General features: G+C 41.6%; 9 protein-coding genes. 8 read left to right on the top strand and 1 reads right to left on the bottom strand.

Going from position 1 to position 12,242, the window contains the following annotated elements; all coding sequences use genetic code 11:
• Window positions 1-84 precede the first annotated feature (84 nt).
• From leuS to ACYH0L_RS13715, 5 genes are all read left to right on the top strand, one after another.
• Window positions 85-2,499: a leucine--tRNA ligase gene (gene leuS / locus ACYH0L_RS13735; protein WP_482354108.1), complete on the top strand. Its 2,415-nt coding sequence runs from the start codon at window positions 85-87 to the stop codon at window positions 2,497-2,499.
• Between the two features lie 130 nt (window positions 2,500-2,629).
• Window positions 2,630-3,532, top strand: coding sequence for a dienelactone hydrolase family protein (locus ACYH0L_RS13730; RefSeq protein ID WP_099726806.1), 903 nt, complete (start codon window positions 2,630-2,632; stop codon window positions 3,530-3,532).
• Between the two features lie 47 nt (window positions 3,533-3,579).
• Window positions 3,580-4,332, top strand: coding sequence for an NAD-dependent epimerase/dehydratase family protein (locus ACYH0L_RS13725; RefSeq protein WP_099726807.1), 753 nt, complete (start codon window positions 3,580-3,582; stop codon window positions 4,330-4,332).
• A 200-nt stretch (window positions 4,333-4,532) separates the two neighbouring features.
• Window positions 4,533-5,411: a carbohydrate ABC transporter permease gene (locus ACYH0L_RS13720; RefSeq protein WP_099726808.1), complete on the top strand. Its 879-nt coding sequence runs from the start codon at window positions 4,533-4,535 to the stop codon at window positions 5,409-5,411.
• 25 nt (window positions 5,412-5,436) lie between these two features.
• Complete coding sequence (locus ACYH0L_RS13715; RefSeq protein WP_099726809.1) at window positions 5,437-6,933, top strand: extracellular solute-binding protein; 1,497 nt, start codon at window positions 5,437-5,439, stop codon at window positions 6,931-6,933.
• Window positions 6,934-7,089: 156 nt separating this feature from the next.
• On the opposite strand, the gene ACYH0L_RS13710 is transcribed toward ACYH0L_RS13715, so the two are convergent.
• Window positions 7,090-9,390: a helix-turn-helix domain-containing protein gene (locus tag ACYH0L_RS13710; protein ID WP_482354107.1), complete on the bottom strand. Its 2,301-nt coding sequence runs from the start codon at window positions 9,388-9,390 to the stop codon at window positions 7,090-7,092.
• A gap of 231 nt (window positions 9,391-9,621) precedes the next feature.
• Here ACYH0L_RS13710 and ACYH0L_RS13705 point away from each other — a divergent pair, with 231 nt between their 5' ends.
• From ACYH0L_RS13705 to ACYH0L_RS13695, 3 genes are read left to right on the top strand one after another with little or no spacing between them, the layout of a single operon-like run.
• Complete coding sequence (locus ACYH0L_RS13705) at window positions 9,622-10,587, top strand: ABC transporter permease (RefSeq protein ID WP_099726811.1); 966 nt, start codon at window positions 9,622-9,624, stop codon at window positions 10,585-10,587.
• Window positions 10,588-10,604: 17 nt separating this feature from the next.
• Window positions 10,605-11,717, top strand: coding sequence for a glycoside hydrolase family 88/105 protein (locus ACYH0L_RS13700; protein WP_230031077.1), 1,113 nt, complete (start codon window positions 10,605-10,607; stop codon window positions 11,715-11,717).
• A complete protein-coding gene (locus ACYH0L_RS13695; protein WP_482354106.1) occupies window positions 11,714-12,235 on the top strand; it encodes a lipoprotein YteS in 522 nt (173 codons plus the stop codon). Before ACYH0L_RS13700 ends, ACYH0L_RS13695 begins: the two co-directional genes overlap by 4 nt.
• The last annotated feature ends 7 nt before the right edge of the window (window positions 12,236-12,242 follow it).

Here is a 12,242-nt window from a genome sequence, read left to right as displayed (position 1 = left end):
TTTTGTTGATTTTAGAAAAATCTGAATTCTTGCAGTGGTCATCTGAGCAGATAAAGCCGTACATATTTAAAGGAGGTTTTCATATTGAGTTTTCAGCATCGGGAAATTGAAAAGAAGTGGCAGGATTATTGGCTGACACATAAAACATTCGCCACATCTGACTCGGAAGGTAAACCAAAGTTTTATGCGCTTGATATGTTTCCATATCCATCAGGAGCAGGGCTTCATGTTGGGCATCCTGAGGGCTACACAGCAACGGATATTTTATCACGTATGAAACGTATGCAGGGATATGATGTTCTTCATCCAATGGGATGGGATGCCTTTGGTCTTCCAGCGGAGCAGTATGCACTGGATACAGGAAATGATCCGGCGGTCTTTACAGAAGAGAACATCAATAACTTCCGCCGCCAAATTCAATCTTTAGGATTTTCGTATGACTGGGATCGAGAAATCAACACGACAGATCCTAATTATTACAAATGGACACAATGGATTTTCTTGAAATTGTATGAAAAAGGATTGGCGTATATCGATGAAGTACCAGTGAACTGGTGCCCAGCGCTCGGCACGGTCCTTGCAAACGAAGAAGTCATTGATGGAAAAAGTGAACGCGGAGGGCATCCTGTTGAAAGACGTCCAATGAAGCAATGGATGCTGAGAATTACGGCATATGCGGACAGGCTGTTAGAAGATTTAGAAGACATTGATTGGCCTGAAAGCATCAAAGATATGCAGCGTAATTGGATCGGACGTTCTGAAGGTGCGCATGTTCACTTTGAAGTAGAAGGACATAACGAACAGTTTACCGTTTTTACAACGCGTCCTGATACACTATTTGGTGCAACGTATGCGGTGCTTGCTCCAGAACATGCACTTGTTGAGAAAATTACATCTGCCGCTCAAAAAGAAGCAGTTGAAGCATATATCAAAGAAATCCAATCTAAGAGTGATTTAGAGCGGACAGATCTTGCGAAAACGAAGACGGGCATTTTTACAGGTGCGTATGCCATCAATCCATTAAATGGTGAAAAGATGCCGATCTGGATTGCAGATTACGTGTTAGCTACTTATGGAACGGGAGCTATTATGGCGGTACCTGCCCATGATGAGCGAGATTATGAATTCGCTAAGACATTTGATCTTCCAATTAAAGAAGTTGTAGAAGGCGGAGACATTGAAAAAGAAGCTTACACAGGTGATGGAAAACACATTAACTCTGACTTCTTAAATGGCTTAGGGAAAGAAGAAGCGATTGAAAAAGCCATTGCATGGCTTGAAGAACATCAAAAAGGTGAAAAGAAAGTCACGTATCGTTTAAGAGACTGGCTATTCAGCCGTCAGCGTTACTGGGGTGAGCCAATTCCAATCATTCATTGGGAGGACGGAACATCTTCAGCTGTTTCAGAGGAAGAGCTTCCACTGATCTTGCCTAAGACGACTGAAATTAAGCCAAGTGGAACAGGTGAATCACCTTTAGCCAATATAAAAGAGTGGGTTGAGGTTATAGATCCTGTTACAGGTAAAAAAGGACGTCGTGAAACCAATACAATGCCGCAATGGGCAGGCAGCTGCTGGTACTTCTTACGTTATATTGATCCACATAACACGGAAGAGCTTGCATCTCCTGAAAAGCTAAAGAAATGGCTTCCGGTTGATGTGTATATTGGCGGCGCAGAACATGCCGTACTGCATCTTTTATATGCGCGCTTCTGGCATAAATTCTTATATGATATCGGTGTTGTCCCAACAAAAGAGCCTTTCATGAAATTGTTCAACCAAGGAATGATTCTTGGCGAGAATAATGAAAAAATGAGTAAATCAAAAGGGAACGTAGTCAACCCAGATGACATCGTAGAATCTCATGGCGCGGATACATTAAGACTTTATGAAATGTTCATGGGACCTTTAGATGCGTCAATCGCTTGGTCTGAAACAGGACTTGATGGCGCTCGCCGTTTCCTTGACCGTGTATGGCGTCTATTCACAAATGAAGATGGCTCAATCAGTGACAAAGTGACGGAGCAATCCGGCGGCGCATTAGAACGCAGCTATCATGAAACAGTGATGAAGGTGACAGATCATTATGAAGGCTTACGTTTCAATACAGGAATTTCACAATTAATGGTGTTTATCAATGATGCCTACAAGGCTGATACACTGCCGAAAGAATATGCAGAAGGCTTTGTGAAACTTCTTTCTCCAATTGCACCGCATTTAGCTGAAGAGCTTTGGAATAAACTTGGTCATGAAGGGTCGATTTCTTATGAAGCATGGCCGCAATATGACGAGTCAAAGCTTGTCGACGATGAAGTGGAAATTGTCGTACAGCTAAATGGTAAAGTGAAAGCAAAATTAACCGTTCCTGCTGACGCAACAAGGGAACAGTTAGAAAAACTTGCAAAAAATGATGCACGAGTAAAAGAACAGCTTCAAGGAAAAACCATTCGTAAAGTGATTGCGGTCCCTGGTAAGCTTGTCAATATTGTTGCGAACTAATGACTACACCCATCGGTATAAACCGGTGGGTGTTTGTTATTTCCCGGGACATAATTTTGTCGAAAACAAGGTGATTCCCCTATTGATCTCGTATTTTAAAAGTTGATTAAGAAAATGAGGAGTGACGTCAATGGAAAAGGAAAGCAAACGTGAACAACTGCTCAGTCTGTTAGGAGAGATGCCAGAACGCCATCGCGTGGAGGCTTATACGTTAAAAATTGAAGAACGTGAATCTTACTTAGTCGAAACACTCATTCTCTCTATTCATGGCGTAGAGGAAGTGCCCGCTTATTTTGTGAAGCCGAAGGATACAGTGAAAAAAAGACCGGTTGTGTTGTTCCAACATTCTCATGGCGGGAATTACATGGATGGGAAGGACGAGTTGTTAAAGGGTGCTCATTATTTGCAAGCACCTTCATACGCAAAAGAGTTCACGTCAAAAGGATATAGTGTGCTGGCAATTGACCATGCAGGCTTTGGTGAAAGAAGGGGTAGAACGGAAAGTGAAATTTTCAAAGAAATGCTTTTAACTGGAAAAGTGATGTGGGGCATGATGTTGTATGAAAGCATGTGTGCAATCGATTATTTGCTATCTCGGTCCGATGTGCTGCCAGAGCGGTTAGCCGTTTTTGGGATGTCAATGGGTGGTCTTCTTTCATGGTGGACGGCTGCGCTTGATGAGCGGGTCAGTGTGTGTATCGATCTTTGCGCACAGGTAGATCATCACACATTGATTGAAACGAACAATTTAGACCGGCACGGCTTTTACTACTATGTACCGAGCTTAGCCAAGCATTTTACAGCAGCGGATATCCAGGAAATGATTTTTCCAAGACCTCATTTAAGCTTGGTTGGAAAACTCGATCAGCTCACGCCTGCTGAAGGCGTTGGGCGAATTCAAAAGGTATTGAGTCAAACCTATCAAACTGCTTCATTGAAAGAACGGTATCAGCTTGTTGGTCTTCATGCAGGTCATTTTGAAACAGCGGCTATGCGTCACGAAGCAACACGATTTTTGAAAAAGTGGCTGTAATCAATAAAAGGCTTGGACATACTACGCCAAAAGGAAGGAGGAGACATATGAAAAAAATCACCATCATTGGCGGATGCGGTGTGATCGGACGTCTTTTAACAAAAGGGCTCTCTTCTGAGTACAACATCAACATCATTGATCAAACAAGCTGTGTAGAGAAAGTCATTTTAGCGGATGCAACGAATGAACAGGAATTATATCAGGTGATTCCGCGAGATACAGATGTCCTCATTCATCTTCTGAACATGGACATGACGCATGACGTGATGAATGCAGAGGAATTCACAAAAATGAATGATGTTTTTTGGCGGAGCACCTATCATATGTTTCGTTCAGCGGCTCGGTTAAGCATACCAAAAGTCATTTTTGCAAGCAGTAACCATGTGACCGATCGTTATGAAAAGGAAGGTCAATCCTTACTAAGGCGAAACATTACGACTGACGATGTGCCTGCGACAAAAAATGTGTATGGCATTTTAAAATTTGCCTCCGAACAGCTAGGACGTTTATTCCACGATCAAACGGGGATGTCTGTCATCAATTTGCGGATTGGAACCGTTGTGACAGATGAAATGGAGGAATTACACAAGAAAAAAAGAACGAAAAGAACGCTGCTTTCACATGAAGATCTTGTTGGGATGACAAAGGCAGCGATTGAAACGGAAGTTCCCTTTGGGACATATTATGCCGTATCAGAAAACGAAGAAAAGCCTTGGTCCACTGAGAAAACGAAGCAGGAGTTAGGCTACAGACCAGATGTCAATACGACGGAAATCCTTGAAGAAAATGATCAGGCATAGGGCATAATCATGTCATTAGCTTATGATCTTATTCTTTTGTTTCAAGAGCATAAAAGCACGACTGGCATAATGATCTGTTTGGTCTGTCAAGATGATTATAGACGCTTTCTCCCCCCGTTTGTTACATTTTAATCACGATATCGTCACAGGCAGCAGCTTATTTTCAGACGAAATGATAACGCTTACAAAGAAAGGGCGTGATGAACATAGACCGTTCTCTTAAAGGCCGATTGTTCAATTTATTTAATTACTCTTTTCTACTCATGTTCGCATTAATATGTGTGCTCCCGTTCATCCATGTTATTGCCGCCTCTTTTGCTACGGTAGAAGAGGTCATCACGAAGAAGTTTATCTTGTTCCCGGCAACGTTTTCTCTTGAGGCATACCGATATATCTTCTCTACTGATATTGTGTATCGCAGCCTCATTGTGTCCATTCTCGTCACGCTCGTTGGAACAGCTGTCAGCATGTTTTTGTCCTCTCTCATGGCATACGGGCTGTCTCGCCAGGAGTTAAAAGGCCGGAGAACACTTATGTTTCTCGTTGTCTTCACGATGCTGTTTAGCGGAGGGATGATCCCGACGTTTATTGTGGTGAAAACACTTGGGCTCCTTGATACCTATTGGTCACTCATACTACCGGTCGCCATCAATGCGTTTAATTTGATCATTTTGAAAAACTTCTTTCAAAACATTCCTGCAAGCCTTGAAGAATCAGCTAAGATGGATGGCTGTAACGATTTAGGGATCTTCTTTAAAATTGTGCTTCCTCTTTCTTTACCAGCCATTGCGACGATTTCACTTTTTTATGCCGTGACGTATTGGAATACGTACATGACCGCCATTCTGTATTTAAATGATTCGGTGAAATGGCCGATTCAAGTACTACTGAGGCAGATTGTCATTGTATCGAGCGGAATGCAGGGAGATATGTCGGATATGGGCTCATCCACACCACCGCCAGACCAAACCATTAAAATGGCTGTCATTGTCGTGGCGACCATTCCGGTTCTGCTTGTCTATCCATTTATTCAAAAGCATTTCAACAAAGGGGCATTACTAGGTTCTGTAAAGGGTTAAAAAGATGGAACAACGGAGGGATCTTATGGGGAGAAAGAAATTATGGTTGATAGCGTTTGTCCTGCTGTTTGCAGCAAGTGGCATTCTTTCAGCGTGCTCAAGTAAAGGCGCAAGCTCATCAGATGAGAAGGTTGATTTAGACAAAAAGGTGAAGCTGACTTGGATGGCCATTTTGTATCATCAGCAGCCGCCGAAGGATTCAGTATTAAAAGAGATTGAGAAGCTTACAAATACAGAGCTTGATATGACGTGGGTGCCTGATGCTGTGAAAGAAGACCGTTTAAATTCAGCACTTGCCGCAGGGAATCTCCCGCAAATTGTCACGATCCAAGACATTAAGAATTCGTCTGCTATTAATGCGTTCAGATCAGGCATGTTTTGGGAAATCGGTCCGTATTTAAAGGATTATCCAAATTTAAGTAAGATGAACGAACTGATTAATAAAAACGCCTCTATAGACGGTAAGCTTTATGGAATTTATAGAGAGAGACCACTTTCAAGACAAGGGATTGTCATTCGAAAGGATTGGCTTGAAAATTTAAATTTGGATACACCAAAAACATTGGATGATCTTTATGAAGTAGCCAAAGCATTTACTGAAAAAGATCCGAACCAAAATGGAAAAGCCGATACGATTGGCTTTACAGATCGAAATGATTTGATTTATGGGGCATTTAAAACACTTGGTTCATATGAAGGAATGCCAACAGACTGGAAAGAAGAAAACGGCAAATTCACGCCAGACTTTATGACAAATGAGTATATGAATACAATGAAATACATGAAAAAGCTGCGTGACAATGGCTATATAAACAAAGATTTCCCAGTCACAAGTAAAACACAGCAGCAAGAATTATTCTCACAAGGAAAAGCAGGCATCTATGTTGGAAATATGGTAGATGCAGTGAACCTGAGGGATGATGCGACAGATAAAAACATGGAAGTGGATATTCTCAATCGAATCAAAGGCCCAGACGGCAAAGAACGTGTGTGGGCATCAGGTGGTCATAATGGCATCTTCGCATTCCCTAAAACAAGCGTTAAATCTGAGACGGAGTTAAAGCGGATTTTGGCTTTCTTTGATCGCATTGCAGAAGAAGATGTGTATGGTTTAATGACTTACGGTATAGATGGTCAGCATTATAAGAAAGAAGAAGGAAATACATTTATCCGAGAAGAAAGCCAAGTGAAAAGCTGGCAGACAGATGTACAGCCGCTTGTCAGCCTTGTAGGGATGGATAAACGCTACTTAAAAAATAAAGGGGATGCGGTTCGTACAAAATACGAAGAGCTGGAAGAAGACAACAAAAACATCATCGTCGCTAACCCTGCTGAAAGCCTGTATTCAGAGACGGCATCAGAGCGAGGAAACGAATTGAAGAAAATCATCGATGATGCGACCTACAAGTTCATTCTTGGAGATATAAACGAAGAACAATTTAAGAAAGATGTAGAGAAGTGGAAATCAAATGGTGGAAATAAAATCATTGAGGAATATGAAGCTTCCTTTAAAAAATCATAAACAGAACACCCCCGCTTAGCAGAAAAAGCGGGGGTGTTTTCATTAAAAGTCGAAGTTGTCTGGATTAGGGCCAATCCGTTTGTTCTCATTTAAATCAGAAAGACGCTAGCATCTTATGGGGTCAGTCCCTCTTATGAGAGTGGGCCCTTTTTTGCATTATGTTCCTTTTTTCTGGTCACGGTATTTCCCAGGAGTTGTACCTTCTAGCTTTTTAAAGGAACGGATGAAATTTTGCGGGTTTTTATATTTTAGCTTTTCGGAAATTTCTTTGACGGACATATCGGTTTCCACAAGCCAGTTTTTGGCGACATGATGTCTGTACGACGAGAGATATTCACTAAAGGAGATATCCATTTCCTTTCTGAAAATACTGCTTAAATAATTTGGGTTGTAATGCAGGCGTGTGGCGATTTCATCCAATGTGAGATCTGAGTCAAATTCTTGATGAATGATATGAATGATTTTTTCTGAGATATTTTTGTATTGTGAGTCCTCACGTGCACCAAGCTGGTCAATAATCGGCCGAATGATCTCATGTTTCAGCCATGCCTCTGTATCTTCAAAGGTTTTAAACTCAAAGATCGTATCATAGAGCATTTTGTTATCTTCGACTTCAAATAATTCAATGCCCAACAAATGCATCAGCTCAATCAAGTTGTTTAAAAAACGGGCAAGGGCGATATGGTATTCGTGCGGTCCAGCATTTTTAGAGAAAATGGATTGCAGGAGCACATGTAAATAGTGATCCGCCTTGCCTTGATCGCCAGCCTTAACCGCATCAAATAAATCATGCTGCAGCTGCTTTGGGAAATGGGTTTTAAATGTCTTTCCTTGCTGGATATGCTCATATAAGATAATGGACTTTTTCTCTGCTTTGAGTCTATATTTTAAGGCTTCTTTCCCTTCAATATAAGCATGTTTGGCCATGGTGAGCTCTTTAAATGGACGGCTGATACCGATGCTGATCGACAAACCAAGCTCTTCCTCAATACGCTGCTGAATGATTTCAGCTAATTGATTTAAATATTCAGTAAATTCCTCCTCTGACTTTGATTGATTTAGGATAATCGTTGTTTGATGCTGATTGACAACGGTTGGCTGAAGGTGCTCATCTTGCGGAATAATCTGCTCGATCAGTCCATTGATAGCAAATAAGAGCAAGTCAGCATCCTTTTTTTCATACGGTGTTCCTTTCAGCGTATCGATTTGGGTTACAAGCATGGATAAATGAGACCAGTCACGAGGGAAGTCTAAACTTTGGAATCGGTTGTTAATCTCTTCTTCCGTCAGCTTTCCAAGGAGCAGCCGCACCATAAAGTATTGCTGTAAGTGTGTCACTTGCTGCTCAATGCGTTCCTCTAAATCATTGTTTTGATCTTTCATTTGTTTAATACTCGACTCAATCAACTCGAATTCATTTTGGAATGGCTGCTTATGCAAAAATGATTCATTGCGTGCAAATGACTCGTATAATAAGCGGATTGGTTGATAAAAATGTCTGGAACCAAACCATGAAAACATCAATGAAAGCGCTAACAAAATAAAGCAAATAATAAAGGTGATCCACCCAATCGATTTCGTTTGCTGCTTGAGTTCTGGAATGGAGACAAAGGATAGGTACGTCCATTCGTTATAATCTGATTTTTGAAACGTAATTTGATAGTTCAGTTCATCAATCTGCATGTCAAATTGTCCTGATCGATTTTCAAGGGACAGCACATGCTTGACGAAATCTTGATTTTTCAAGGATTCACCGATTTGTTCTTTGCGATTATGTAGCAGCACTTTTCCGTTTGTGTCAATGACAAACATACTATCAGATTGAGAGAAATCAGGCATGTTGTCAGCAATCACGCAGCTCGGAATGCTGGCGACGGCGACCCCCTTTTTTTGGACACTGTTCATGGGAAGCTGTTTGATTAAGTTCACATTGTACTTGCAAAAGGACGCTTTTCCTTCTTTTGTTGCAACAAGGGGATTATTCTCTTCAAGTGCCCAGCTGGAGTGACTCGGAATATTGAGGTAAGAGGCTAACGCTTTTTCTTGGTCTCCGCTTGTGACATGATAAAGCCCGGAATTGTTCATGTACCAATCCTCTATTTTACTGACGAGTGTAATATTGGAGAGATCGGTGTCAAAGGTTTGCAGGTAGTTCAGTTCCTGCTGTACTTGATTATAAAGCTGGAATTGGTCTGGGTTTAAAGGTTCTGTCAGTGTTTGAAGGAGAGGCGGCGAACTGACATAGTGAGTGAGAGAATGATCAACTGTCTTTAAAATATGCTCAATATTGGACTGCGTTTGTTTGACGCTGTCCAGCTTTTCATTTGAGATATTTTCAAGCGCTGTTTTTTGCGAATGCTGATAAGAAAAAATACCGACAATGATAACAGGAATCGTACTAAGCATGAAAAAAAACGTCACAAGCTTGTAATAAAATTTATACTGCCTTCTTTTCATAAAACCCCCCATTTCAAACGAAACAATCTTTTCCCCTTAATTTATTAATCCAAAAATCTGGTAGGTTTGTCAATAATCATTTTCTGAGATTAGGATCATTTTCTCATGTTTTATGTAACGTTTTGAGTAGCTACACCTAAGAAAATATGATCTGTTGATATGATTGTAGACGGATTTTTCATCCTTAAGATACAGTGAACACATGCATCAGCATGAGGGGAGGCTTTATCAATGAAAACAGAGGATGTCACTGCCAAGGGTGTGCCTGCGGCAGCTTTAAAAAAAGAAAAGAGAAAGCGCTTACTCAATCAATTGCTTAGTCAAAAGTTTTTGTATTTAATGATTTTGCCAGGGCTCATTTATTTTCTTGTCTTTAAATATGTGCCTATGTGGGGACTCATTATTGCCTTTCAAGATTATCAGCCGTTTCTTGGCATTCTTGGCAGTGAGTGGGTTGGGTTCAAGCACTTTATTCGATTGTTTACAGAACCAACATTTTTCATCTTATTAAAAAATACGCTCATTTTATTTGCCATGAATGTCGTGATTTTCTTTCCAATTCCAATCTTATTAGCACTCCTTTTAAACGAGGTTCGATTGGCATTGTTTAAGAAATTTGTTCAGACGATGATTTATATCCCTCACTTCATGTCATGGGTGATTGTCGTGTCCTTATCTTTTGTTTTGTTAACAGTAGATGGTGGGTTAATTAATGAATTGATTGCTTTCTTTGGTGGAGAAAAAATTAACTTCCTCCTTAGTCAGGATTGGTTTAGACCGATGTACATTTTACAGGTGATCTGGAGAGAAGCAGGGTGGTCGACGATCATTTACCTTGCAGCGATTACGGCCGTGGACCCGCAGCTATATGAAGCAGCGAAAATGGACGGAGCCGGCAGACTGAGACAGATGTGGCATATCACCCTGCCTGCCATTAAAAGTGTCATTGTTGTTCTGCTTATTTTAAAAATTGGTGATACGTTAGAGCTTGGCTTTGAGCACGTCTATCTATTACTCAACGCAACGAACCGGGAAGTAGCGGAGATTTTTGATACGTATGTCTATACAGCTGGACTCAAGCAAGGACAATTCAGCTATAGTACCGCTGTTGGTTTATTTAAAGCAGCCGTTGGACTCATTTTGGTCATGCTGGCGAACCGTTTAGCGAAGAAATTTGGGGAAGAAGGTATTTATTAAAAAGGGAGATGAGAAGAATGACATTATCTACTGAGAAGGTATCACCACTTGAGCATGCAGAGAAATTAGCACAAAGTATAATGAAAGCGCATACACCAGTTGAGCTGCCGCCAGCTGGAAGATGGCACTATCATCAAGGGGTTTTCCTTTGCGGCGTGATGAAGCTGCACGCGGCAACGGGGAATGAGGCGTATTTCGATTATGTGAAAAATTATGCGGACTCACTCATTGATGAGTACGGAAATCTGTTATTTCGCAGGGATGAGCTTGATGCGATCCAGGCAGGACTCATTTTATTCCCCCTTTACGAAAGAACGGGAGAGAAGCGGTATATGCTTGCAGCGGAGAAGCTGCGCGGACTTTATCGTACGCTCAATCGCACGTCTGAGGGCGGATTTTGGCATAAGGACAATTATGCTTATCAAATGTGGCTGGATGGTCTCTACATGGGTGGTCCTTTCGCATTAAAGTATGCCCAGCTTAAAGGAGAAGAGACGCTTGTGGAGATGGTCATTCATCAAGAGCATCTCATGAGAAAGCATACAAAAGATGAAAGAACAGGTCTTTACTATCATGCGTGGGACGAACGAAAAGTGATGCCATGGGCAGACCCAAAGACTGGCTGTTCCCCGGAGTTTTGGGCAAGGTCGTTTGGCTGGTATGTCCTTGCATTAGCAGATATGATCGAGGATCTGCCAGAGGAGCATGAAGGGCGAAAGGTGTGGAAGGAAACACTGACAGACATGCTGGAAAGTGTGGCAAAGTATCAGGATGATGAGACAGGTCTCTGGCATCAAATCATTGATAAAGGAAATCATAGCGACAATTGGCTTGAAAGCTCCGGATCGTGTTTATTCATGTATGCTATGGCAAAAGCCATGAATGAAGGGTATGTGAGCCTCCGTTATGTCGATCATGTGGTCAAAGCGTATCAAGGCTTGATTCAGTATAAGACGGCAGAGAAAGAAAACGGTGATTTTACAGTGAGCGATATTTGTATCGGAACATCTGCGGGATTTTATGATTATTACGTTGGTAGAGAGCGGAGTACAAATGATTTGCACGGGGCAGGCGCTTTTATTATGGCGTTAACTGAGCTAGAGAAGCTGCCTGTTTTTCAAAAGGCATGAAGAGGTGTCAAAGGGCTGCGGTCTGGCTTATCAGTTTCATCGCTGCCTTTTGTTTGTCAGCCTGCCAGGGGGAAACAAACGGTATCGATGTCCTTATTTTTTCTGACATGTCAAAGGGAATGAAAGATCAATTAATGGAGAAGGCTTTTCAGCCGGATCAAGAGACATACAACGTCCACATCTTCCCTGCGATTCCTGAGAAGCTTCTCGTTGAAATCACTGCAAAAGAGGGGGACGTGATGTTCGTCCCTGAAGAAATGTTTAGAACGTATGATGATCCTGAAAGCTTTCAGCTGCTTGAAGAGATGGGAGTAAATGATGAAGCGGCGGGACCATACACGATAGAGGACCCAAAGACAGGGAAAACGGTCGATTATGCAGTTCAAATCAATAAAGGAACGAAAAAGCTAAATGGCTATACATTTCGATTACACCGAGATATGGTCGCTTTCATTCCTGTGTATGCTGAGAAGTCCAAAGAGGCGCTGTCTCTCATGAAACAACTTCGTGAAAATTGATAGAAAA

Source organism: Bacillus sp. MC1252 (assembly GCF_056838025.1).
The sequence above is the reverse complement of the archived record's forward strand: the minus strand, read 5'-3'. Positions and strand labels throughout refer to the sequence as shown.

What these genes read in the sequence shown, in the direction of transcription:
- ACYH0L_RS13730 (WP_099726806.1), top strand. Translation starts at nt 2,630, where the DNA reads ATGGAAAAGGAAAGCAAACGTGAACAACTGCTCAGTCTGTTAGGAGAG.
- ACYH0L_RS13725 (WP_099726807.1), top strand. Translation starts at nt 3,580, where the DNA reads ATGAAAAAAATCACCATCATTGGCGGATGCGGTGTGATCGGACGTCTT.
- ACYH0L_RS13720 (WP_099726808.1), top strand. Translation starts at nt 4,533, where the DNA reads ATGAACATAGACCGTTCTCTTAAAGGCCGATTGTTCAATTTATTTAAT.
- ACYH0L_RS13715 (WP_099726809.1), top strand. Translation starts at nt 5,437, where the DNA reads ATGGGGAGAAAGAAATTATGGTTGATAGCGTTTGTCCTGCTGTTTGCA.
- ACYH0L_RS13710 (WP_482354107.1), bottom strand. Translation starts at nt 9,390, where the DNA reads ATGAAAAGAAGGCAGTATAAATTTTATTACAAGCTTGTGACGTTTTTT.
- ACYH0L_RS13705 (WP_099726811.1), top strand. Translation starts at nt 9,622, where the DNA reads ATGAAAACAGAGGATGTCACTGCCAAGGGTGTGCCTGCGGCAGCTTTA.
- ACYH0L_RS13700 (WP_230031077.1), top strand. Translation starts at nt 10,605, where the DNA reads ATGACATTATCTACTGAGAAGGTATCACCACTTGAGCATGCAGAGAAA.
- ACYH0L_RS13695 (WP_482354106.1), top strand. Translation starts at nt 11,714, where the DNA reads ATGAAGAGGTGTCAAAGGGCTGCGGTCTGGCTTATCAGTTTCATCGCT.